Consider the following 24,643-nt stretch of genomic DNA (forward strand, 5'->3'; position numbering starts at 1 on the left):
CGGACCCGCAGACAGCACCGGACTTCAGCAGGGCACTACCGCATCAACACCCCCGCACCCTCCACCCCATCCTCCGAAGGCACCGCCACAAGCCCCAACTCCGCACCGGACGCCAGCAGTCGGTGCGCAGGCAGAATCCGGACCGTGTACCCATAGGGCCCGGTCCGATCAAGGGCAAGCGGCCCCTCGTACAACCAGTGCCCCTCCGCATCCGGACCCCCCGCCGGCTTCAAGGGCACCGTAGTCGCGTCCCCGATCCGGTCCTCCGGATCCACCCGCCCCGAAACCGCCTGCACCTCCACATCGTCCGGAGCAAGCCCCGCCAACCCCACCCGCACCCGGAGATTCAGCGTCGTACCGAGCTCCGCGGTGGCCGTAGCCGCAGCCGTCTCCACGTGATCGACGGTCACCCCGTGCCAGGCAGCCCGCACCCGCCCCTTCCAGGCGGCGAGTTCACGAGCCGCGTCCGGGGTCATCGCGCGATGGGCGTGCGCGGCCGGACCGTACAACCGCTCCACGTACTCCCGGACCATCCGCCCGGCAAGCACCTTCGGACCCAGCAACGTCAACGTCTGCCGGACCATCTCGATCCAGCGATCGGGCAACCCGTCCTGCCCGCGCTCGTAGAACCGCGGGGTGACACGTTGCTCCAGGAGGTCGTAGAGGGCCGCGGCCTCCACATCGTCCCGGTGGTCGGGGTCCGTGCCCGTGCCGTCCGCCGTGGGGATCGCCCAGCCGAAGTCGGGCTGGAACCACTCGTCCCACCAGCCGTCCAGCACCGAGAGGTTGAGGCAGCCGTTCAGGGCGGCCTTCATCCCGCTCGTGCCGCACGCCTCCAACGGGCGCAGCGGGTTGTTGAGCCAGATGTCGCAGCCGGGGTACAGCTTCTGCGCCATCGCCATGCCGTAGTCGGGCAGGAAGACGATCCGGTGCCGGACGCGCGGGTCGTCCGCGAACTTCACCAGCTCCTGCACCAGCCGCTTGCCCCCGTCGTCCGCCGGGTGCGCCTTGCCCGCCACCACGATCTGGATCGGGTGGTCCGGGTGCAGGAGGAGGTCCATCAGCCGGTCCCGGTCGCGCAGCATCAGCGTCAGGCGTTTGTACGACGGGACGCGGCGCGCGAATCCGATCGTGAGGACGTCGGGGTCCAGGACGCCGTCGATCCACCCCAACTCGGCCGATCCGGCGCCGCGTTGACGCCAGGACGCGCGGAGCCGTTCCCGTACCTCCACCACCAACTGCTCGCGCAGATCGCGGCGCAGCTCCCAGATGTCCTGGTCCGGGATCTCCGCGACCGCGTCCCAGCGGTCCGAACCGCCCACCGTCAGCGCGTCCTCGGTGCGCTGGGCGCCGATCTGCCGCGCGCCCAGCCGGAACACCTCGGGGGCGACCCAGGTCGGCGCGTGCACCCCGTTGGTCACGGAGGTGATCGGCACCTCCTCGGCGTCGAACCCCGGCCAGAGACCGGAGAACATCTCGCGGCTGACCTGACCGTGCAACAGGGAGACGCCATTGGCCCGTTGACCCAGCCGCAGGCCCATCACGGCCATGTTGAAGAGGTTGGGTTCGCCGCCGGGGTAGGTCTCCATGCCGAGGCTCAGGATGTGCTGGACGTCCAGGCGCGGGAGTTCGGCCTCGGAACCGAAGTGCCGGGCCACCAACTCCCGGTCGAAACGGTCGATTCCGGCCGGTACGGGCGTGTGCGTGGTGAAGACCGTGCCGGCCCGCACCGCCTCCAGGCCGGCGTCGAAGTCCAGCCCCGCGTCGCAGAGTTCGGCGATCCGCTCCAGGCCGAGGAAGCCCGCGTGTCCCTCGTTCGTGTGGAACACCTCGGGCTCGGGGTGACCGGCGAGGCGGCAGTACGTCCGTACCGCCCGCACACCCCCTATGCCGAGCAACATCTCCTGGAGCAGCCGGTGTTCGCTGCCGCCGCCGTAGAGGACATCGGTCACACCGCGCTCGCCGACGTCGTTCTCCTCGACGTCCGAGTCCAGCATCAGCAGCGGCACCCGGCCGACCTGCGCGAGCCAGATCCGGGCGCGCAGCGAACGCCCGCCGGGCAGCGCCAGGGAGACCTGGGCCGGGGAGCCGTCCTCCTCCCGCAGCAGCGCGACCGGGAGTTCGTTGGGGTCGAGGACCGGATAGTGCTCCTGCTGCCAGCCGTCCCGGGACAACGACTGACGGAAGTAGCCGTGCCGGTAGAGGAGCCCGACGCCGATCAGCGGTACGCCGAGGTCGCTGGCCGATTTGAGATGGTCGCCGGCGAGGATGCCGAGGCCGCCGGAGTACTGCGGCAGGGCGGCCGTCACGCCGAACTCGGGTGAGAAGTAGGCGACGGCGGCGGGCAGTTCACCGCCCTGGGTCTGGTACCAGCGGTCACCGCCCACGTAGTCGGCGAGGTCGCCCGCGACCTCGGTGAGCCGGCGCAGGAAACGGCCGTCCTCGGCCAGCTCCGCGAGCCGCTCGGCGGAGACGCTGCCGAGGAGTCGTACGGGATCGCGTTCCGAGGCGGCCCAGCGCTCGGGATCGACGGACTGGAAGAGATCACGGGTGTCGGCGTGCCAGGACCAGCGCAGATTGCGCGCCAGATCACTGAGAGGTCGGAGGGGTTCGGGGAGAACGGGACGGACGGTGAATCGACGGATCGCCTTCACAGCTCCACCTCGGCGCGTTCGCTGGATGACACACGGCTATGTGCGTCGTCGTGTGTGATGACGGTACCGGCGATGGTGTCGCCCTCGCTGGGGGCTTCGCCCCCAGACCCCAACGGGCTGATTATTACCACCCTGAACTAATACGGGCCCCTCATGCGCCCTTGTGGTGCTTCGCGCCTCACGAGAGGCTGCCCAGTGGAGAGTTGAAGGAGGGGAACTCGACATGGCACGGACGCGCACGCGGCGTCTGCGTCGGGCGGGGGGTCTGACCGCGGTCATCACGGCCGCGGTCGTTTCGGCCATCACCCTGCCCGCGCACGCCGCACCGGAGGGGACCATACTCGGCGCCGGTGAACCCGGTTCCGTCAGCGGTAGCTACCTGGTGACGTTGAAAGGGGGGACGAAGGCTCCGTCGGCCGCCGGAAAGGACCTGGCCACGAAGTACGGGGCGAAAATAAGCCACACCTACGGCACGGCCCTCAACGGCTACGCCATCAAGGCCAACGAGAGACAGGCGAGACTCCTCGCGGCGGACGCGCGGGTCGCCTCGGTCGCCCAGGACACCCGCGTCACCCTGGACGGCAGCAGCCGTGGCGCCGCGAACCGTGTCCAGCGCAATCCGCCGTCCTGGGGCCTGGACCGGCTCGACCAGCCGAGCCTGCCGCTGAGCAAGAGCTACACCTCGCCGGTGTCCGGGGGCAGCGGGGCGACGGTGTACGTGATCGACACCGGCATCCGGATCACCCACAAGGACTTCGGCGGCCGGGCGAGCTACGGCTGGGACTTCGTCGACGACGACGCCACCGCCCAGGACGGCAACGGCCACGGCACCCATGTCGCCGGCACGATCGCCGGCACCACGTACGGCGTCGCCAAGAAGGCCAAGGTCGTCGCCGTACGCGTCCTCGACAACGCCGGAGCGGGTACGACCTCGCAGGTCATCGCCGGTATCGACTGGGTCACCCGGCACGCGCACAAGCCCGCGGTCGCCAACCTCAGCCTCGGCGGCATCCACAGCGCCCAGCTGGACACGGCCGTACGCAACTCGATCGCCTCCGGTGTCACGTACACGGTCGCGGCGGGCAACGACGGGCTGCGGGCCGGCCTGTACTCCCCCGCGGACGTCAAGGAGGCCATCACGGTCGGCGCCACCGACAGGACCGACGCCCGGGCCGCCTTCTCGAACTTCGGCCCGGCCGTCGACCTGTTCGCCCCGGGCGTCTCGATCACCTCCGCGTCGTACGCGAGCGACACGGGGAAGGCGACCTTCTCCGGTACGTCGATGGCGTCCCCCCACGCGGCAGGCGCGGCGGCCGTCTATCTCGCCGGTCACCCGCGTGCCACCCCGGCACAGGTCTCCGCCGCACTCGTCGCGGGGGCCGTTTCCGGGAAGGTGTCCGGCGCGGGGATCGGTTCGCCGGACAAACTTCTGCAAGTACCGCGGTCGTAGTGCGGGAGTGACGGCTCCGGCCCCGTTCGCCCTGGACGGGGCCGGATCTTTCTGTGGAGATCTGCGCGTAAGTAGTTAGCAACCTGCCGGATTGCTAACCCGAATAGGGTGGGAAGGCTCCACCGGTACGCCCCCAGACGCACCACGGGATCTCCTTCGCAGGACCCACCTCCCCACATCCATCCGCCCACACCCACGTTGACGCGGACAGGAGCGGTCATGCCCGCCACGCACCACTCGTCACCACCCCCGACACCCGGCACGGCCACGCCCCGCGTGCGCCCCGCCGGCACGGCACCACCCGCCCCGGAGCCACCCTCCGCGGACGGCTCATCGCCCGGCATCGGACGCATCCCCGTCCTCGATGTCCGGCCGGTCGTCCAGCACGGCCACCGGTCCGCCAAGGCGGTGACCGGTGAGGCGTTCGAGGTCTCGGCCATCGTCTTCCGCGAGGGCCACGACGCGGTCGCCGCCAACGCGGTCCTCCACGACCCGGAGGGCCGCCCGGGCCCCTGGACCCCGATGCGGGAGCTGGCCCCCGGCTCCGACCGTTGGGGCGCCACGGTCGCACCCGGCGAACCGGGCCGGTGGACCTACACCGTGGAGGCCTGGAGCGACCCGGTCGCCACCTGGCGCCACCACGCCCGGATCAAGATCCCGGCCGGCATGGACACGGAACTGGTCCTGGAGGAGGGCGCGCGCCTGTACGAACGCGCCATCTCCGGCGTCCCGAAGGGCAAGGGCCTCCGCCCCGTCCTCCGCGCCGCCGTCACCGCCCTCCGCGACGAGACCCGCCCGCCCGCGTCCCGCCTCGCCGCCGCGCTGGCGCCGGAGGTGGACGGGGTACTGGCCCGCTATCCCCTGCGGGAACTGGTCACGCCCTCCGAGCCCAGGCCCCTGCTCGTCGAGCGGGAGCGGGCGTTGTACGGCGCCTGGTACGAGTTCTTCCCACGCTCCGAGGGCACTGCGGCCCAGCCCCACGGCACGTTCCGTACGGCGGCGAAACGTCTGGACGGCATCGCGGCGATGGGCTTCGACGTGGTGTACCTGCCCCCGATCCACCCGATCGGGAGCACCTTCCGCAAGGGCCCGAACAACACCCTCTCCGCAGGACGTGAGGACGTCGGTGTCCCGTGGGCGATCGGCTCACCGGAGGGCGGGCACGACGCGATCCATCCGCAGCTGGGCACGCTGGAGGACTTCGATGCGTTCGTCGCGCGGGCCGCCGAGCTGGGCATGGAGATCGCGCTCGACTTCGCGCTCCAGTGCTCGCCGGACCATCCGTGGGTGGAGAAGCACCCGGAGTGGTTCCACCACCGCCCCGACGGGACGATCGCGTACGCGGAGAACCCGCCGAAGAAGTACCAGGACATCTACCCGATCGCCTTCGACCGGGACCTGGACGGACTGATCACCGAGACCGTCCGCGTGCTGCGGCACTGGATGGACCACGGGGTACGGATCTTCCGCGTGGACAACCCGCACACCAAGCCGGTGGTGTTCTGGGAACGGGTGATCGCGGAGATCAACGGCACCGACCCGGACATCATCTTCCTGGCCGAGGCGTTCACCCGTCCCGCGATGATGGCCACGCTCGCGCAGGTCGGTTTCCAGCAGTCGTACACCTACTTCACCTGGCGCAACACGAAGCAGGAACTCACCGAGTACCTGAGCGAGTTGTCCGGCGAGGCGGCTGCCTACATGCGGCCGAACTTTTTCGTGAACACCCCGGACATCCTGCACGAGTTCCTCCAGGAGGGCGGTCGCCCGGCCTTCGAACTGCGCGCGGTGCTCGCCGCGACCCTCGCTCCCACGTGGGGGGTGTACAGCGGGTATGAGTTGTGCGAGAACACACCGTTGCGGCCCGGCAGCGAGGAGTATCTCAACTCCGAGAAGTACCAACTCCGTCCCCGCGACTGGGTGTCGGCCGAGCGAGAAGGACGTAGCATCGCGCCATTGCTGGGCAAGCTCAACGACATCCGGCGCCGCAGCCCGGCGTTGCGGCAGCTGCGCGACCTCCACTTCCACGATGTGGATCAGGAGGCGGTGATCGCGTACTCGAAGCGGAGCGGTTCGAACACGGTTCTGGTGGTCGCGAACCTCGACCCTCACCACACCCAGGAGGCCACGGTCTCGTTGGACATGCCGCAACTCGGCCTGGAATGGCACGAGTCGGTGCCGGTGCGCGACGAGCTCACCGGCGAGACCTATCACTGGGGCAGGGCCAACTATGTGCGCCTGGAGCCGGGTAACCGGCCCGCACACATCCTCACCGTCCTGCGACCGTCCCCGCAGATCGGAGGGTCACCCACCATATGATCGTCAACGAGCCCGTCCCGGACACCTTCGAGGACACTCCCGCCAAGGACCGGGACCCCGAGTGGTTCAAACGCGCCGTCTTCTACGAGGTCCTGGTCCGCTCCTTCCAGGACAGCAACGGCGACGGCGTCGGTGACCTCAAGGGCATCACCGCCAAACTCGACTACCTCCAGTGGCTCGGCGTCGACTGCCTCTGGCTGCCACCGTTCTTCAAATCCCCCCTGCGCGACGGCGGTTACGACGTCTCCGACTACACCGCCGTACTCCCCGAGTTCGGCGACCTCGCCGACTTCGTGGAGTTCGTCGACTCCGCCCACCAACGCGGCATGCGCGTCATCATCGACTTCGTCATGAATCACACCAGCGACCAGCACCCGTGGTTCCAGGAGTCGAGGAAGGACCCCGACGGCCCGTACGGCGACTACTACATGTGGGCCGACGACGACAAGCAGTACCCCGACGCCCGCATCATCTTCGTCGACACCGAAGCCTCCAACTGGACCTTCGACCCGGTCCGCAAGCAGTACTTCTGGCACCGCTTCTTCTCCCACCAGCCGGACCTCAACTACGAGAACCCGGCCGTCCAGGAAGAGATCATCTCCGCGCTGAAGTTCTGGCTGGACCTGGGCATCGACGGCTTCCGCCTGGACGCGGTCCCGTACCTGTTCGCGGCCGAGGGCACCAACTGCGAAAACCTTCCGGCAACCCACGAGTTCCTCCGCCGGGTGCGCAAGGAGATCGACGCGCAGTACCCGGACACGGTGGTGCTGGCGGAGGCGAACCAGTGGCCCGAGGACGTCGTCGACTATTTCGGCGACTTCCAGAGCGGCGGGGACGAAGCCCACATGGCGTTCCACTTCCCGGTCATGCCTCGCATCTTCATGGCGGTCCGCCGGGAGTCGAGGTATCCGGTCTCGGAGATCCTCGCCAAGACCCCCGCGATCCCGTCGAGTTGCCAGTGGGGCATCTTCCTGCGCAACCACGACGAGCTGACCCTGGAGATGGTCACCGACGAGGAACGCGACTATATGTGGGCGGAGTACGCGAAGGACCCGCGTATGCGCGCCAACATCGGCATCCGCAGGCGCCTGGCCCCGCTCCTGGACAACGACCGCAACCAGATCGAGCTGTTCACGGCCCTGCTCCTGTCGCTGCCCGGCTCGCCGATCCTCTACTACGGCGACGAGATCGGCATGGGCGACAACATCTGGCTCGGCGACCGCGACGCCGTCCGCACGCCGATGCAGTGGACACCGGATCGCAACGCAGGATTTTCGTCCTGTGACCCCGGCCGGCTGTCGCTGCCGACCATCATGGATCCCGTCTACGGCTACCAGGTCACCAACGTCGAGGCGTCGATGTCGTCGCCCTCGTCGTTGCTGCACTGGACGCGCCGCATGATCGAGATCCGTAAGCAGAACCTGGCGTTCGGCCTCGGCTCGTACCGGGAACTGCCGTCGTCGAATCCCGCGGTGATCGCGTTCCTTCGCGAGTACGAGGACGACCTCGTCCTGTGCGTGAACAACTTCTCCCGGTTCGCGCAGCCGACGGAACTGGACCTGCGGGCGTTCAATGGGAGGCATCCGGTCGAACTGTTCGGCGGGGTGCGCTTTCCGGCCGTGGGCGAGCTGCCGTACTTGCTGACGCTGGCGGGCCACGGCTTCTACTGGTTCCGGCTCCGCAAGGAAGCCGCCTAGATCGCTGCCGGATCCGTGCTGGATCCCGGTGGGGCGGGGCGGTTTCGGTTTCCCCCGCCCCGCCCGGGGCACGCAACAGTGACACCCCGACCCACCCCCGGGGAAAGGAATGTGACACCTATGGCGGAGACTGTCACAATTTCCGGCCGGACCAGCCCCGGCCTCCTGGCATCCCTCGACCCCCTCCTGCGGGAGTGGCTGCCCAGGCAACGGTGGTTCGCGGGCAAAGGCCGTCCCGTCACGGGTTTCACGCTGGTGGCGGCGACCGAACTGCTCCCGCTGGACGGCAACAAGCCAGGCCTCCACCACCTCCTGGTCCAGGCCCACCAATCCCCCAACCCCGGCGACTGCTACCAACTCCTCATAGGCGTGCGCGAGGCGCTGCCACCCCGGCTCGCGCCCGCGCTCATCGGACATGTGGAGGAAGGCCCGCTCGCCGGTCACACGGTGTACGAGGCCCTGTACGACCCCCGGCCCGCCGAGGTGCTCCTGGAGGCGTTGCGCACCCAGGCCCGCATCGGCGGGCTGCGCTTCGAACGGGCCCCGGACGCCCCGGAGATCGCCCCCGGCCTGACCCCACGCCTGATGACGGCCGAACAGTCCAATTCGTCGGTGGTCTACGGCGATACGTACATCCTGAAACTCCTACGCAGGATCGTCCCCGGCACCAACCCCGACCTGGAACTCCCGCTGGCTCTCGCCCGGGAGGGCTGCCCCCGGGTACCGGCCCCGACGGCGTGGCTACGGGCGGAGTTCGCCGACGAGCCGTACGTCCTGGGAGTCCTCCAACCTTTCGTGCAGGGCGCGGCGGACGGCTGGGAACTGGCGCTGAGCGAGTTGTCCAAGGGCGAGGACTTCGGCGCGGAGGCGAGGTCACTGGGCAGGGCGACGGCGGAGGTCCACGTGGCCCTGGCGCGAGCGCTGCCGACGATGACGTTGGGCCACGCGCAGCTGGAACTGCTGGTGCACGGCATGACCGAGCGCCTGGAGGCGGCGGCGCAGGCGGTACCGGCGCTCCGCCCTTACGCCCCCGGCCTGCACTCGGCGTTCTCGGCCTTGGCTAACTTGGCGGCGGAGGGCCAGACCTGGACCGCCCAACGCATCCACGGCGACCTGCACCTGGGCCAGTGCCTGCACTCGCCGTCCGGGGAATGGTCCCTGATCGACTTCGAGGGCGAGCCGTCCAGGCCCCTCGCGGAACGCCGTATGCCCCAGCCTCCGGTACGGGACATCGCGGGGATGCTCCGTTCCTTCGACTACGCGGCCCACTCGACGACGCCGGCGGCGCCGGGCTGGGCGGACATGTGCCGGGCGGCGTACTGCTCGGGGTACGCGGAGGTGACGGGGGTGGATCCGCGGACGGATCCGGTGCTGCTCCGCGCGTACGAGACGGACAAGGCGATCTACGAAGTCCTCTACGAGGCCCGCCATCGCCCCGACTGGCTCCCGGTCCCCTTGTCAGCGGTCCGCCGCCTGGCCAACCCCACGACCTGACCCCACCCACCCCGCCCTCACCCCGCCCAGGAGGCTCCACCCGTGACCCCGCGTCCCCCGTCCAACGGTTCTGATCCGAAGCCGAGGAAGAAAACGGCTGAGGGGAAGAGCGGTGCGGAAGTGCAGCCGACGGCTTCTGGGGAGAAGGGGGGCGCTGATGGCCGCAGCGGCGTGAAGAAGGCCGCCGAGGTTGCGAGGAAGGCTGCGGGCAAGGGAGGCGCGGTTAAGGGAAGTGCGGCTAAGAGGGCTGCGGTCAAGAAGGCCAAGGCCAAGAGGGGTGCGGGCGAGGGGGCGGCTGCGGAGAAGGCGACGAAGAAGAGGGGCGGGACGGGGAGCGCCGTCGCGAAGAAGGCCGGGACGAAGAAGGTGGCGGCAGCTGAGCCGGCTGCGCCCGGGAAGGTCGGCACGGCCGGGGCCAAGAGAGCAGTGGCGAAGGACTCGGGGGCTGAGACAGCCAAGCCTGGGAAGCTCGGGGCCAAAACGGCGAAGAAGAACACGCCGGCCGACGCGGCTGCGCCCGGGAAGCTCGGGACGGCCAAGGCCAAGAAGGCGGCTGCGAAGGACGCCTCGGCCGAGACGGCTGAGCCTGGGAAGGCGGCAGCCAAGAAGACGGTGGCGAAGGACGCGCGGGCTGAAACGCCCAAGCCGGGAAAGGCCGGAGCCAAAACGGCGAAGAAGGAAATGCCGGCCAAGGCCACTGAGCCCGGGAAGGCCGCGGCCAAGAGGGCGACGACGACGATCGCCGGCACGAAGAAGGCAGCGGCGACGAAGGCGGCGGCCAAGAACGCCGTGATCAAGAAGGCCGCGGCCGAGCGAGCGACGAAGAAGAACGCCGTGGCGAAGACTGGTTCGGCGGAAGATACCTCGGCGACAGAAGCTGCGACGGAGAAGGCCATGACGAAGACGGGCGCCGCGAAGACGGGTACGGCGAAGAGGACGAACGTGACGGCGAGGATCCCGGCGGAGACGGGCTCGGCGGAAGAAGTCGTGGCGGAAACGAGCAGCGCGAGGAAGACCGTGACGAAGAGGGCCGCAGCGAAGAAGGGCGTGACCAAGAAGGTCGCCGCCAAGAAGGGTGCCGGGAAGAAGAACTCGGCGAAGAAGGGCCTGGCCAGGAAGACGATCGCGGCCGACGAGAAGTCCACGCGGAGGACGGTGAGTGCCGACACGGGGGTGGATTCGGGGGCGGCTTCTCCCGCACCGGACGGGGAGACTGCCGAACGAGAGGGGACGGCTCCTCCCGCACGGGGAAGCGCCGCGCCCTTGTCGGAAAAGGCAGATTCCGCACCGGAGCAGGGGGCTTCCGCAGTGGAGCAGGAGGCTTCCGCACCGGAGCAGGAGGCTTCCGCACCGGAGCAGGAGGCTTCCGCACCGGAGCAGGAGGCTTCCGCACCGGAGCAGGGAGGTTCCGCAGCAGAGCAGGAGGCCTCCACACCGGGTCAGGCGACTGCTGACCCCGGCGTCGCGTCCGCCCCGGAGCCGGGTCCCACGTCGGAGTCGGATCCCACCTCGGAGTCGGGTCCCACCTCGGAGTCGGGTCTCGCTTCGGATTCCGGTCCCACTTCCGAGTCAGCCACGCCGCTGGCGGCGACCGAGGATGCAGAGCCGACCACGTCATCGACACCGCCCACCGCACCGGCTCCGGCTGTGCTGCCAACTCCGGACGACACCTCGGAGTCGGAGTCGGCCACACCGACAACCCCGTCCACCTCGCCGACCACTCCGACTCCGGCGGTGCTGCCGACCCGGGCCGACACCCCGGATCTGAAGTCGGTCACACCGGCGCCCCCGTCAGCCATACCGACCTCGCCCGCCACTCCGGCTCCGGCGCCGGCCACGCCGCCGGTATCGGCCGACGCCCCGGAACCGGCCACAACGCCAACGCCGACCACGACACCGACCTCGCCCGCCGCTCCCGCTTCGGCACCGGCCCCGCTGACGGCTGCGGCTGACACCCCGAAGGCGGCCACACCGGCGGCACCGCCCACCACACCGGCCTCACCCGTACCATCGGCCTCGGCCGAAGCCTCGAAGCCGACCACACCCACAACCCCATCGGCTCCGTCGGCAGCACCCGTCACCACCCCGCAGTTGGCCACGCCCTCGGCCCCGCCCACCGCACCGGCCCCCGCCCCGCTGCCGACCCCGGCCAACACCCCAGACCTGGCCACACAGCCCACCCCACCGACCTCCCCCACCCCTCCCCCAACCCCCACCATCTCCCCCGCCCTGGACGCCCCAGACCGCGACCGCCTCCTCCACGGAACCCACCACGCCCCCCACTCCGTACTCGGCGCCCACTCGGTCCCCGGCGGAGTCGCGTTCCGGGTGTTCCGGCCGTTCGCGCTCGGAGTCACCGTCGTGGCAGGGCAGTTGAAGGCCGAGTTGCATGACGACGGGGACGGGTTCTTCTCCGGGTTGCTTCCCCTCCACGGTGTGCCGGAGTATCGGCTCGCCGTGGCCTACGAAGGCACCGTGCAGGAGGTCGAGGACGCGTACCGGTTCCTGCCCGCGCTCGGTGATCTGGATCTCCACCTGATCGGTGAGGGCCGGCACGAGGAGTTGTGGCAGGCGCTCGGGGCGCGGACGATGACGCATCAGGGGGTCACCGGTACCCGTTTCACCGTGTGGGCGCCGGACGCGCAGGGCGTCCGCCTTGCCGGTACCTTCAACTTCTGGGACGGGACGGGCGCCCCGCTGCGCTCACTCGGCGGCACCGGAGTGTGGGAACTGTTCATGCCGGGTGTCGGCGAGGGCGAGCTGTACAAGTTCGAGATCACCCGGCCCGACGGTTCGAAGACGATGCGCGCCGACCCCATGGCCCGCCGCACCGAGGTCCCGCCCGCCACCTCCTCGATCGTCCACGCCTCGCACTACGAGTGGAACGACGAGGAATGGCTCGCCCAGCGCACCGAACTCCCCGCCCACAAAGCACCCCTCTCCATCTACGAACTCCATCTCGCCTCCTGGCGACCGGGCCTGACGTACCGCCAGCTCGCCGAGCAACTCCCCGCCTACGTCAAGGACTTGGGCTTCACCCACGTCGAGATGATGCCGGTCGCCGAGCATCCGTACGGCGGCTCGTGGGGTTACCAGGTCACCGGCTTCTACGCCCCGACCGCCCGCCTCGGCACCCCCGACGACTTCAAGTTCCTGGTCGACGCGCTGCACCAGGCCGGTATCGGCGTCCTCATGGACTGGGTGCCGGCCCACTTCCCGCGCGACGACTGGGCGTTGGCCGAGTTCGACGGCCGCCCCCTGTACGAGCACGAGGACCCGCTCCGGGCCGCGCACCCCGACTGGGGCACGCTGGAGTTCGACTTCGGCCGCCGTGAGGTCCGCAACTTCCTTGTGGCGAACGCCGTTTACTGGTGCGAGGAGTTCCACATCGACGGCCTGCGCGTGGACGCGGTCGCCTCGATGCTCTACCTCGACTACTCACGCGAACCGGGCCAGTGGACCCCGAACGAGCACGGCGGCCGGGAGAACCTCGACGCCGTCGCCTTCCTCCAGGAGATGAACGCGACCGTGTACCGCAGGGTGCCGGGAGTCGTGACGATCGCCGAGGAGTCCACCGCCTGGGACGGCGTCACCCGCGCCACGCACCACATCGGCCCCGGCGGATTCGGCGGCCTGGGCTTCGGGTTGAAGTGGAACATGGGCTGGATGCACGACTCGCTCGACTACATGTCGCACGAGCCCGTCCACCGCAAGCACCACCACGGCGAGATGACGTTCTCCATGGTGTACGCCTACAGCGAGAACTACGTCCTCCCCATCTCCCACGACGAAGTGGTCCACGGCAAGCGCTCGTTGGTGTCGAAGATGCCCGGCGACTGGTGGCAACAACGCGCCAACCTCCGCGCCTACCTCGCCTTCATGTGGGCCCACCCCGGCAAGCAACTCCTCTTCATGGGCCAGGAGTTCGCCCAGGGCGCCGAGTGGTCCGAGACCAACGGCCCCGACTGGTGGCTCCTGGACCCCTCCTACGGCGCCGAGGCCGACCACCGAGGCGTACGCGACCTCGTCCGCGACCTCAACACGGTCTACCGCCACACCCCCGCCCTCTGGCAACTGGACACCGACCCGTCCGGCTTCCAGTGGATCACCGGCGACGCCAGCGAGGACAACGTCTTCGCCTTCCTCCGCTACGACACCGACGGCTCCCCCCTCCTCGCCGTCAGCAACTTCTCCCCCGTCGTCCGCCCCGACTACCGCCTGGGCACCCCCGACGACATCCCCGCCTGGCACGAGACCCTCAACACCGACACAGCCCTCTACGGCGGCAGCGACATCACCAACCCGGACCCCATCAAGCCGGAACCCCAACCGTGGCACGGCCGCCCGACGAGCATCCGAGTGACCTTGCCGCCGTTGGCGACGGTCTGGCTGCGCCCGGCATAGCAACCTGACGTTGTAAGTGCCGGTGGGCAAAATCCAGTCTGCCCGGCACTTACTGACGCAGGCCGGCTATATCCAGCCCGTCCGGCGCTTGAGGACGAGGCCGTTCAGGCCGACGGGGGTCTGGGGGCGCAGCACCCAGGGACGCCCACGTCAACACCGGCCACCAACACCAGCCGCCCTCACACCACCCCCGCCTCCGCCAAGCTCAGCGGCAGCGACCCCGTGTGCAACACCCCCAACCTCTGCGTAGCCCGAGTAAGCGCCACATACAGATCACTCGTCCCGTACCGCCCCGGCTCGACGACCAACACCGAGTCGAACTCAAGCCCCTTGGCCTGCCGAGGATCAAGCAGAACGACACTCCGCGTCAGATCCGGCTCGGCGCCGGCCGTCACCCCGTCCAGCCGCGCAGCAAGCCGCCGATGCAGATCACGCGGCGCGATCACCGCCAACCGCCCCTCCGCAGGCGTGAGTTCACCCACGGCCTTGGCCACAGCCCCCGGCAGATCGTCGGTGGCCCGCACCCAAGGCCGCACGCCAGTGGACCGCACCGAACTCGGCGGCTCGAAGGACGGATTCTCCGCACGGACGACCGCCGCCGCGAGGTCCATGATCTCGGCGGGGGTGCGGTAGTTGACGCCGAGGCGGGTGTGGTCGTAGCGGTCCTCGACGTACGGGGCGAGGATCTCCGACCAGGACCCCACACCCGCCGCCTCCGCCGTCTGCGCCGGGTCGCCGACCAGGGTCATCGACCGCGTAGGACTCCGCCGCATCAGCAACCGCCAGGCCATCGGCGAGAGTTCCTGCGCCTCGTCGACGATGATGTGTCCGAACGCCCAGGTACGGTCGGCCGCCGCGCGCTCGGCGGCGCTGCGGTGGTCCTCCTCCTCCTGACGCTCCGCGAAGCGTTCCGCGTCGATGATGTCGTGCGCCGACAGCACCTCGGAACCCTCGGGATCGCCCTCCTCCTTGTCCTCGAACTCGAACGTCCGGGAGGCGAAGGACACGTCCAACACGCCCTGGGCGAACGACACTTGCTCCTCGCGCTCCCGCTGGGCCCGGGCCAGCCGCACCCGGTCGTCCCGCCCGAGAAGCTCCGCCGCCTCGTCGAGCAGCGGTACGTCCGCCACGGTCCACGCGCGCGTCACCGGGCGGCGGATCGCGTCCGCGTCGTCGTCGGAGACGTAGCCCACGGGGTCGGCGAGGAAGTCCGCGACGAGGTACTGCGGGGTCAGCCGCGGCCACAACTGGTCGATGGCGGCCCAGACTTCGGGGTTCTCGGCGAGTTCGTCGCGGATCTGGGTGATGTCGCTGGGGTCGAGGAGGTTGCTGCCGTCGAAGGGGTCGGTGCCGATGCGTTCGGCGACCATCTCGGTGAGCGTGTTGAGGATGTGGCCCTCGAAGTGCTCCCGGGCCGCGTTGTGCGGGAGTTGGGCCTCACGGGCACGGTCGCGGGCCACCCGTACGAGACCGTCGTCGAGCATCAGGATCTCGCGGTCGTGCTCGATGGCGATCACCGGGTCGGGCAGCGACTGCCAGTCGCGTACGACGGCGGCGAGGACGTCGGCCATGTCGGCGCGGCCCTTCACGGCGGCCGCCGCCCGGCTGTCGGTGGCCGTGGCCTTCACGCCGGGGAACAGCTCGCCGACGGTCGCCAGCAGCACGCCGGTCTCGCCGAGGGAGGGCAGCACCTCGCCGATGTAACCGAGGAACGCGGGGTTCGGACCGACGATCAGGACCGCGCGCTTGGCGAGCAACTCCCGGTATTCGTAAAGAAGATACGCGGCCCGGTGCAGCGCGACGGCCGTCTTGCCGGTGCCGGGGCCGCCCTCGACGACGAGCACCCCGCGGTAGGGCGCGCGGATGATCTCGTCCTGTTCGGCCTGGATGGTCTGCACGATGTCGCTCATCCGGCCGGTGCGCGCGGAGTTGAGCGCGGCGAGCAGGACGGCGTCGCCGCTCGGGTCCTCGTGGCCGGTGCGGGTGGCGTCGCCGAGGTCGAGGATCTCGTCGTGCAGGGCGGTGACGCGGCGCCCGTCGGTGGTGAGGTGCCGGCGGCGGCGCAGGTCCATCGGGGTGTGGCCGGTGGCCAGGTAGAAGGGGCGGGCCACGTCGGCCCGCCAGTCGATCAGGATCGGCGTGAGGTCGGCGTCGTCGGAGCGGATGCCGATACGGCCGATGTGGTGGCTGACGCCGGAGGTCAGGTCGATCCGGCCGAAGCAGAGCGAGCCGTCCACGGCGTTCAGCGCGGCGAGCAGCCCCGAGCGCTCGGCGACCAGGATGTCCCGCTCCAGCCGGGCCTGCATGGGCGTGTTGCCCTGCCCGAGCGCGTCCGTGACGGAGACCTCGGTCGCGCCGCGCAGCGCGTCCACGCGCGCGTACAGGCCGTCGATGAATTCCTGCTCACCGTGAATTTCATCGCTGTTTGACAATTCCACTCCCGGACATATATACTGTGCTCACTAAGCCTCTTTGCGACTCAATTTCCGCGAAGTCGCGAACCATTGAATATACGCAAAAGAATCCCCCGAGCGCAATTGCTCAGGGGATTTTCTCGTTCGCGGCCTCGTTCCCGGCCTCGTTTCCGGGGTTCAGGTCACATCGGCCAGTTCCTCCAGCAGCCGGCGCTTGGGCCGGGCCCCCACCATGGCCTTCACCGGCTCACCACCCCGGAAGACCATGAACGTGGGCATCGAGAGCACCTTGTAGGCGTTCGTGGTCTCCGGATTCTGATCGACGTTCAGCTGCACCACTTTCAGCCGATCCGCCTCTTCGACGGCGAGGGCCCGCAACACCGGTCCCATCTGCCGGCACGGAGGACACCAGTCCGCCGTGAACTCCACCAGCACCGGCAACTCGGCCCCGATCACCTCCGCCGCGAAATTCTCGTCCGTCACGTCCATTACGTGGGTCACGTCGATCACAGTTCATGCCCTCCCAGTTCGCACAACGGCACCGGCTCCTCCACCGTCGCCAGCCGCACCCCGATCTCCGCCCGCACCGCCTGCAACTCCCCGATCAGGGAATCCAGTTCGGCCAGCTTCCGGCGATAGACGGCGAGCGAGGCCGGGCACGAGTCCCCCTCGGGATGCCCGGCCCGCAGACACTCCACGAAGGGCCGCGTCTCCTCCAGGTCGAACCCGAAGTCCTGAAGCGTCCTGATCTGCCGCAGCAGCTTCAGATCACCCTCGTCGTACGTCCGGTACCCGTTGCCGCCCCGCCGCGCGGGCAGCAGCCCCCGCGCCTCGTAGTACCGCAGGGCCCGCGTCGTGGTCCCGGCCCGCGCGGCCAGCTCGCCGATTCGCATGCCTACGACGGTAATCCTTGACGTCGGCGTGAAGGCAACGACGCCGGCATCAAGGCGACGACGCCGGCGTCAGGGAAACGCCGGCTCGTCCGCGTCCGCCCGCTCGCCCTCCCCACCGTCCCCGGCCCCACGCACCCCGAGCAGCCGGCGCGTCAACTGGTCGCGGTCGGAGAGGAGTTCGTCGAGGGCCGCGCGGAGGTCGGCGGGTTCCGTGCGGGGCGACTCGCGTTCGGCCGCGATCAGGACGGACCGGCGTACCAGCTCCTTCGTGAATGACGCCGTCGTGCCCGCCGTGCGGGTCACCGCCTCGGCGGCCACCGTCTCGTCGAGGTCCAGGCCGGTGCCGTAGAGGTCAAGGAGGCGGGCGCGGCCCGGGGCGTCCGGGAGGGGGATCTCCACGGCGAGGTCGACGCGGCCGGGGCGTTGGACGAGGGCCGGTTCGAGGAGGTCGGCGCGGTTGGTGGTGAGGAGGAAGGCGACATCGGCGTCGTCGCCCAGGCCGTCCATCTCGTTCAGGATCTGGAAGAGCAGGGGCTGTTCGCCGCTGCCGTGGTCGCGGGCCTCGGCGATCAGGTCGCAGTCCTCCAGGACGACGAGCGCGGGCTGGAGCATGCGGGCCAGGGCGCAGGCGGGGCCGATCGCCTCGATGCTCGTGCCGGACAGGACGACGACCGTGAACTGCGGGAGGTGGGAGAGGAGATAGCGGATCGTGTGGGTCTTGCCGGTGCCGGGCGGGCCGTAGAGGAGGAGGCCGCGGCGCAAGTGCTGGCCGGCGGCGCGGAGTTGCTCGCGGCGGCGGGCCACGCCGACGACCTGGCGCTCGACGCGTTCCAGCAGTCCCTCGGGGAGGACGATGTCGTCGCGGGTGAGAGTCGGGCGGCGGTGGAAGCGGAACGGGCCGAGGCCGTGGCCGAACTCCGAGCCCTCGAAGGAGAGCACCTGGCCGCGGAAGATGTTGTGCTCGCGCACCAGCACGTCGATCTCGGCGAGCAGCCGGTCCGCGAACTCCTTGTCCTGCGCGAGGACTTCGATCTCCACCTTGTCGCGCCCGTACTCGTCCCCCGGCCCGCGCAGCAGCACCGCGAACCGGTCCTCGCCCTCCGCGCCGAGGTAGAACCCGCAGGAGACACAGGCGAGTTCGTCGTCGGGCGAGACCGGCAGATGGGCGTAGTCGACGGCTCCGATGGTGAACCTGTCGTGGCGGTCGGCGGCTTCGAGGATGTCGCCGAGGGTGAGGTCGCTGCGGTTCGACGCGCCGCGCATGCCCACCAGTTCGTAGGAGCGGTCCTCCCCGGCGAACCAGTGCTCCAGCGCGAGATGCACGTTCGGGAGGTCGTACGGCGGATACGCGGCCTTGACGACGGGCCGGTCGCCGGGGGCGGAGCCGAGGTGGGCGCGGAGGCGTTCGGTGAGGTTGCGGGCGGGGTCGCAGTCCTTGGACTTGGGGCGGGCGACCGCGGCGAGGAACTGGTAGAAGAGTTCGCTGATCTGCTGCAACGAGAGGGGCGAGGCCTCGCGTTCGGGGCCGTACCGGCGCTCGTACTCGGCCTTGCTCATGAGCTCCAGTCCGACCGGTTCGTCCATATCTGCCTCCGTAGCACCCGGGTTCCGATGTTTCGGACCAGGGTGTCAGACATGAGCCCCGCGGACGTCAGACCATGACGCCGGCCGAGGTCTCCACCTCCAGCAGGGACGCGCTCTCCCGCTCCTCGTCGAAGGCCTTCCGCCCGCCGCGCAGCCCGAACAGCCGCTTGGCCAGGGCGATATAGAGGACGGCGAGTATGTTGAGGACGAGGGTGGCGATCTTCAACCAGCTGATGTGTTCGGTGAGTTCGTAGATCTCCAGCGGCAGGAACGCGGCGGTGGCGACCACCGTCAGATACTCCGCCCAGCGCTTGGCGTACCAGAGTCCGCCGGCCTCGACGAGTTCGATCAGCGCGTACGCCAGCAGGAGTACGGATACCAGGACCAGCGTGGAGTGCTTGTAGCCGAAGGTCTTCTGGATGGTGCCGACGATCGGCGAGTGGTCGAGGTCGTAGTGGAAGTGCCTGAAGACGGGCCGGAAGACGTCGAGGTACTCGTCGAAGAGCTGGCGCACCGAGTCCTGGCTGTTGCTGAACTTCCATACGGCGGCGGCGACCAGCACGATGAACACCCCGCGCACGGCCCGCTCGATGGCGAGGAACCGCAGGATGAACAGGTCCCGCAGCACCTTGCCTCGCGGCACCAGGGGCGCTTGGTCGGCAGGCCCCGAACCGTGCGGTTCGCCGAGGACGAAGTCGCCGCAGCGCAGACAGCGCCAGGCCTCCCCGAACCCGGTCTCGGTACGCAGCCGTTCCCGCAAGGGCGTCTCGTCGGGCGCGTACGTGGCGTGCCCGTGCCGTGCGCAGTGCCGCCGGTCCCAGTCGATCTTCATGCCCATGGCCCCCGTGACTCCCACCGAACGCGAACGTGCCGTGCGCGCCGGAGGTTTCCGGCACGGCACGGCACGCTAGTACATCCCTGGTACATCCCTGTAAGGACCGGGCGGCTGAGCGACGGGGGGACACCCAGCCGCCCGGAGTCCGTGGGGCGTCCGGGCCGTGTTCAGGCGGGTCCAGGCGCCCCGGTTCGGGGGAGCGTCGACGAGCACTCAGGCCTTGGCGAGTTCCTTCTCGCCGCCCTGCTCCGGTACGGCGTCGAGGTGGTCGTCGCCGTCCTTCGCGTCGAGCAACGTCTTCTCGTCGAAGGGGAGTTCACCCGCGAGGACCCGGTTCACCCGCTCCTTGTCGACCTCGCCGGTCCAGGTGCCGATGAGCAGCGTGGCGACGGCGTTGCCGGCGAAGTTGGTGACCGCGCGGGCCTCGCTCATGAAGCGGTCGATGCCGATGATCAGGCCGACACCGTCGACCAGGGCCGGCTTGTGCGACTGGAGACCACTGGCGAGTACGGCGATACCGGAGCCGGAGACACCGGCCGCGCCCTTGGAGGCGACCATCATGAAGAGCAGCAGGCCGATCTGCTGGCCGATGCTCATCGGCTGGTCCATCGCGTCGGCGATGAACAGCGAGGCCATCGTCAGGTAGATCATCGTGCCGTCGAGGTTGAAGGAGTAGCCGGTCGGCACGGTGATGCCGACGACCGGGCGGCTGACACCCAGGTGCTCCATCTTCGCGATGAGCCGCGGCAGCGCGGACTCGGAGGACGAGGTGGAGACGATCAGCAGGAACTCACGGCCGAGGTACTTCAGCAGCTGGAAGAGGTTGACCTTGGCGACCAGCTTGGTCAGCGTGCCGAGCACGACGACGATGAAGAGCGCACAGGTGATGTAGAAGCCGGCCATGATCGCGCCCAGTGCTTTCAGCGCGTCCATGCCGGTCTCGCCGATCACGGCGGCCATCGCGCCGAAGGCACCGATGGGCGCAGCCCACATGATCATGCCGAGGATGCGGAAGACCAGCTTCTGGATGTACTCGACACCGCGCAGCACCGGCTCGCCGGTCCGGCCCATGGCCTGCAACGCGAAGCCCGCGAGAAGCGCGATCAGCAGCGTCTGGAGGACCTGGCCCTCGGTGAACGCCGACATGAAGGTGGTCGGGATGATCCCGAGCAGGAAGTCGACCGGGCCCTCGGCGGCGGCCTGGGCCTGCGTGTGTCCGACGCCCTTGACGGCCTCGGTCAGGTGCATGCCGCTGCCCGGGTGGATGATGTTGCCGACGACCAGGCCGATGGCCAGCGCCACGAACGACATCGCGATGAAGTAGGCGAGCGCGAGCCCGCCGACCTTGCCGACCTGAGCGGCCTTCCGGACCGAGCCGACGCCGAGCACGATCGTGCAGAAGATGATCGGCGAGATCATCATCTTGATCAGCGCGACGAAGCCGGTACCGAGCGGCTTGAGCTCCTCGGCGAAGCCCGGCGCGGCGAACCCGACGGCGATGCCGAGGGCGACCGCGACGATCACCGCGATGTAGAGGTAGTGGGTGCGGTCCCGCTTCACGGGCGGTGCTGCGGGTGCGGCAGGTGCGGGTGCGGGGGTGCTGGCCACGGCTGCCCTCCTTGACGACGTCGTCGGCATCATCCGGCGTGCGGCTCACGACCGGCGGAACCCGGGTGGCGAGTGCGGCTCACGTCCGGGGTTTGGGGATTTCAAGCGGTCCACGCCGATCACTGTGCGGATCTCTGTTGGGATCTCCGTACAGGTCTCCCTGCGGACCGGTCCGGGAGGCGGCTGCTTCCGGGGGTTGCGGTGACTATCTCCCGGCATGTGAGGGCGGTCACCCTTCCGTTCATTTAGTTCATGCTTAGCCGGAGAGGCACACTGACGACATGCGCCTCCCGCACGTCCCCCGTCCCCGGAGCCTGGCCGGCCAGCTCTTCGGCATGCAGGCCGTGCTGATAGCGGTCGTCGTCGCCGGGTACGCGCTGTTCACCTACGTCAGCGACCGCAGCCAGGCCGAGGACGCGGCGGGCCGCCAGGCGATGGCGGTGGCGCGCTCGGTCGCGGACTCGCCGTCGGTGATCGCGGCGATCGGTACGTCGAACCCGACCGCGCACCTGGAGTCGTACTCCCTGAAGGTCCAGCGGGACACCCAGGTCGACTTCATCACGATCATGAATCCGCAGGGCATCCGCTGGACCCACCCGGACCGGAACCAGATCGGCAAGAAGTTCCTGGGCCACATCGGGCCCGCCCAGCAGGGCCGCACCTTCACCGAGACCTACACCGGCACCCTCGGCGCGTCCGTCCGCGCGGTCACCCCCGTCAAGAGCGGCGACAAGGTCATCGGCCTGGTCAGCGCGGGCATCCGGGTCGAGGCGATCACCCAGCGGGTGCAGGACCAGGTCACGGCGTTGATCGGGGTGGCGGCGGGCGCCCTGGCACTGGGTGCCGTAGGGACGTACGTCGTCAACGCCCGCCTGCGCCGCCACACCCACGGCATGAACGCGACCGAGCTGAGCCACATGCACGACTACCACCAGGCCGCGCTGCACGCGGTGCGCGAAGGGCTGCTGATGCTCGACGGTCAATACCGGGTGGCGCTGATGAACGACGGCGGGCGGGAGCTGCTCGGGGTGACGGGGGACGCGGTGGGCCGGTCTGTCGCGAGCCTCGGCCTGCCCGCACCACTGACGGGGGCACTGCTGTCCTCCGAACCGCGCGTGGACGAGGTGCACCTGACGGCGTCCCGAGTGCTGGTGGTGAACACCTCACCGGTGTCGGGCGGTGAGCGTCGCGGAACGGTGGTGACGCTCCGGGACGTCACCGAACTCCAGTCGCTGATGGGTGAGTTGGACTCGGAGCGCGGCTTCACACAGGCTCTGCGGTCGCAGGCCCACGAGGCGGCGAACCGCCTGCACACGGTCGTCTCGCTGATCGAGCTGGGGCGCGCGGAGGAGGCGGTGGACTTCGCGACGGCCGAGTTGGAGCTGGCCCAGACGCTGACGGACCAGGTGGTCTCGGCGGTCAACGAGCCTGTACTGGCTGCCCTGTTGCTGGGCAAGACGGCCCAGTCGAACGAGCGGGGCGTGGAGTTGGTGGTGTCCGAGGACAGCAGCATGGACGACGGTCTGCTGCCGGACTCGTTGTCCGCGCGGGACCTGGTGACGATCCTCGGCAACCTGATCGACAACGCGGTGGACGCGGCTCAGGGAAGCCTGCGGGCGCGGGTGACGGTGACGGCGTACACGGAGGCGGGGGCGGACGGTTCCGCGCTGGTGCTGCGGGTCGCGGACACGGGGGCGGGAGTGGACCCGGCGCACGCGGAGGCGGTGTTCCAACGGGGCTTCTCTACGAAGCCGGCCGGGCCCGGGGGTCGGGGGCTGGGGCTGGCGTTGGTGCGGCAGGCGGTGAATCGGCATGAGGGGACGTTGACAGTGGCTGAGGCGGAGGGGGGCGGGGCGGTGTTCGAGGTGCGGTTGCCTTTGTGGGGGGTGGGGGCGGGGGCGGATTCGAGTGCGGCTTCGGATTCCGGTGCGGGTCGTGCGCGGGCGTCGTCCCAGGGTTCTGTTTCCAAAGGTGGTACTTCGTGACTACGGCCGAGCCGATCCGCGTCCTCATCGTCGAGGACGATCCCGTCGCCGCCGACGCGCATGTCATGTACGTGGGCCGGGTGCCGGGGTTCGTGGCGGTGGGCAAGGCGCACACGGGGGCGGAGGCGCGGCGGGCGCTGGAGCGTACGCAGGTGGACCTGTTGCTGCTGGACCTGCATCTGCCGGACGCGCACGGGCTGCAACTTGCGCGGTCCTTGCGGGCGGCCGGGTATCACGCCGACGTCATCGCGGTGACCTCGGCGCGGGATCTGGCGGTGGTGCGGGAGGGGGTGTCGCTGGGGGTCGTGCAGTACGTGCTGAAGCCGTTCACGTTCGCGACGCTCCGGGATCGGCTGGTGCGGTACGCCGAGTTCCATGCGGCGGCGGGCGAGGCGAGCGGTCAGGACGAGGTCGACCGGGCGCTGGCCGCGTTGCGGGCGCCTTCGCCGGCGGCGCTGCCCAAAGGGTTGAGTGCGCCGACGTTGGAGAAGGTGACTGTCGCTCTGCGGGACTGCGGGGAGGGGCTCACCGCGGCGGGGGTCGCGGAGGCGGTGGGGATTTCCCGGATCACCGCTCGGCGGTATCTGGAGCACTTGGTGGAGGCGGGTCGGGCTGCGCGGAGTCCGCAGTACGGGACCGTGGGGCGGCCGGAGTTGCAGTACCGGTGGGTCAAGGGGTAGGCGGGCGGGGCGAGTTGAAGGGCCGCGCGTAACTGAGGACCTGGTGGCCGAGGCCGACGACGATGAGCGCCTCGGCCACGGACAGGACGAGCAGGCCGGAGGACGTCTGGCCCGCGAACCAGTAGACGACGAGCCCGGCGAGCGGGACGACGCAGAACGCCAGCAGGTCGATCACACACTGGATGACCTTGCGGGAACGGCGGCGGCTGTCGGAACGGTGGCTGGTCTCCCAGCCGAACGCCGTTCCGGCGGAGGCGAGTTCGCCTCGGACTAGATGGTCGAGCCGGGGCCCCAGGTCGTCCCGTACGTACATCCCGATCGCGGAGATCTTCTCGTCGTTCACGAGGTAGGTCCAGCCGAGCACGACACACACCGGGGGCAGCGCGAGCAGCATCTCGGACTGCTTGGCCTGGGCCGCGGCGGCGATGACGGCGGCGACGACGGTGAGGGTGACGTAGAGGAGGTTGTCGCGGAAGCCGATACGGGTCTTCTGCTCGTCCTTGACGGTCTGGTACTCGGCGAGGAGCAACTGGCCGACGGTGACGTCACGTTCAGGCATTGCCCTCGCCTCTCCCCCGAGTGGTGCCAACACAGCATCTGCGCAGGCGACTTGGAAGTACCTTAAG

At 69.6% G+C, this 24,643-nt stretch carries 17 protein-coding genes; 7 read left to right on the forward strand and 10 right to left on the reverse strand.

Features of this window, described 5'->3' with window-relative positions; translation table 11 throughout:
* Positions 1–35 precede the first annotated feature (35 nt).
* Positions 36–2,654 (reverse strand): alpha-glucan family phosphorylase, encoded by a 2,619-nt coding sequence (gene glgP / locus OG194_RS14130; RefSeq protein WP_327401219.1) that lies wholly within the window; start codon positions 2,652–2,654, stop codon positions 36–38.
* A 223-nt stretch (positions 2,655–2,877) separates the two neighbouring features.
* On the opposite strand from glgP, the gene OG194_RS14135 reads away from it, so the two are divergent.
* The 4 genes from OG194_RS14135 to OG194_RS14150 all read left to right on the forward strand — a co-directional run bounded on the left by OG194_RS14135 (position 2,878) and on the right by OG194_RS14150 (position 9,614).
* Positions 2,878–4,104 (forward strand): S8 family peptidase, encoded by a 1,227-nt coding sequence (locus OG194_RS14135; protein ID WP_327401220.1) that lies wholly within the window; start codon positions 2,878–2,880, stop codon positions 4,102–4,104.
* A 219-nt stretch (positions 4,105–4,323) separates the two neighbouring features.
* On the forward strand, positions 4,324–6,423 hold the full coding sequence (locus tag OG194_RS14140) for an alpha-1,4-glucan--maltose-1-phosphate maltosyltransferase (protein WP_327401221.1): 2,100 nt from the start codon (positions 4,324–4,326) through the stop codon (positions 6,421–6,423).
* Positions 6,420–8,120, forward strand: a complete 1,701-nt coding sequence (treS, locus tag OG194_RS14145; protein ID WP_327401222.1) for a maltose alpha-D-glucosyltransferase — start codon at positions 6,420–6,422, stop codon at positions 8,118–8,120. Before OG194_RS14140 ends, treS begins: the two co-directional genes overlap by 4 nt.
* Before the next feature lie 120 nt (positions 8,121–8,240).
* Complete coding sequence (locus tag OG194_RS14150) at positions 8,241–9,614, forward strand: maltokinase N-terminal cap-like domain-containing protein (RefSeq protein ID WP_327401223.1); 1,374 nt, start codon at positions 8,241–8,243, stop codon at positions 9,612–9,614.
* A gap of 17 nt (positions 9,615–9,631) precedes the next feature.
* Here the strand turns inward: OG194_RS14150 and OG194_RS14155 are convergent, their stop codons facing one another.
* Complete coding sequence (locus OG194_RS14155; RefSeq protein WP_327401224.1) at positions 9,632–10,759, reverse strand: hypothetical protein; 1,128 nt, start codon at positions 10,757–10,759, stop codon at positions 9,632–9,634.
* Positions 10,760–11,053: 294 nt separating this feature from the next.
* Positions 11,054–11,662: a hypothetical protein gene (locus tag OG194_RS14160; protein ID WP_327407432.1), complete on the reverse strand. Its 609-nt coding sequence runs from the start codon at positions 11,660–11,662 to the stop codon at positions 11,054–11,056.
* 43 nt (positions 11,663–11,705) lie between these two features.
* Here OG194_RS14160 and glgB point away from each other — a divergent pair, with 43 nt between their 5' ends.
* Complete coding sequence (gene glgB, locus OG194_RS14165; protein ID WP_442811548.1) at positions 11,706–14,018, forward strand: 1,4-alpha-glucan branching enzyme; 2,313 nt, start codon at positions 11,706–11,708, stop codon at positions 14,016–14,018.
* 179 nt (positions 14,019–14,197) lie between these two features.
* On the opposite strand, the gene OG194_RS14170 is transcribed toward glgB, so the two are convergent.
* The 6 genes from OG194_RS14170 to OG194_RS14195 form a co-directional block, all read right to left on the reverse strand.
* On the reverse strand, positions 14,198–16,450 hold the full coding sequence (locus tag OG194_RS14170) for a HelD family protein (RefSeq protein WP_442811549.1): 2,253 nt from the start codon (positions 16,448–16,450) through the stop codon (positions 14,198–14,200).
* A gap of 159 nt (positions 16,451–16,609) precedes the next feature.
* Positions 16,610–16,921 (reverse strand): thioredoxin family protein, encoded by a 312-nt coding sequence (locus OG194_RS14175; RefSeq protein ID WP_327407065.1) that lies wholly within the window; start codon positions 16,919–16,921, stop codon positions 16,610–16,612.
* Between the two features lie 17 nt (positions 16,922–16,938).
* The gene (locus tag OG194_RS14180; protein WP_327401225.1) at positions 16,939–17,325 is read right to left on the reverse strand and encodes a MerR family transcriptional regulator; all 387 of its coding nucleotides are present in this window, start codon (positions 17,323–17,325) and stop codon (positions 16,939–16,941) included.
* 69 nt (positions 17,326–17,394) lie between these two features.
* Positions 17,395–18,909 carry an ATP-binding protein gene (locus OG194_RS14185; protein WP_327401226.1) on the reverse strand — a complete coding sequence of 505 codons (1,515 nt, stop codon included), beginning with the start codon at positions 18,907–18,909 and terminating at the stop codon, positions 17,395–17,397.
* A gap of 67 nt (positions 18,910–18,976) precedes the next feature.
* Complete coding sequence (locus OG194_RS14190; RefSeq protein WP_327407066.1) at positions 18,977–19,741, reverse strand: DUF2127 domain-containing protein; 765 nt, start codon at positions 19,739–19,741, stop codon at positions 18,977–18,979.
* A gap of 216 nt (positions 19,742–19,957) precedes the next feature.
* On the reverse strand, positions 19,958–21,385 hold the full coding sequence (locus OG194_RS14195) for a cation:dicarboxylate symporter family transporter (protein ID WP_442811551.1): 1,428 nt from the start codon (positions 21,383–21,385) through the stop codon (positions 19,958–19,960).
* A 248-nt stretch (positions 21,386–21,633) separates the two neighbouring features.
* Between OG194_RS14195 and OG194_RS14200 the strand changes: the two genes are divergently transcribed.
* On the forward strand, positions 21,634–23,337 hold the full coding sequence (locus tag OG194_RS14200) for a sensor histidine kinase (protein WP_327401227.1): 1,704 nt from the start codon (positions 21,634–21,636) through the stop codon (positions 23,335–23,337).
* Positions 23,334–24,017, forward strand: coding sequence for a response regulator (locus tag OG194_RS14205; protein WP_019073117.1), 684 nt, complete (start codon positions 23,334–23,336; stop codon positions 24,015–24,017). The genes OG194_RS14200 and OG194_RS14205 overlap by 4 nt, the downstream gene beginning before the upstream one ends.
* Here OG194_RS14205 and OG194_RS14210 read toward each other — a convergent pair.
* The gene (locus OG194_RS14210; protein WP_327401228.1) at positions 24,007–24,576 is read right to left on the reverse strand and encodes a hypothetical protein; all 570 of its coding nucleotides are present in this window, start codon (positions 24,574–24,576) and stop codon (positions 24,007–24,009) included. The two genes, OG194_RS14205 and OG194_RS14210, sit on opposite strands and share 11 nt — an antisense overlap.
* Positions 24,577–24,643 lie beyond the last annotated feature (67 nt).

It is taken from the genome of Streptomyces sp. NBC_01288 (assembly GCF_035982055.1).
GTDB lineage: Bacteria > Actinomycetota > Actinomycetes > Streptomycetales > Streptomycetaceae > Streptomyces.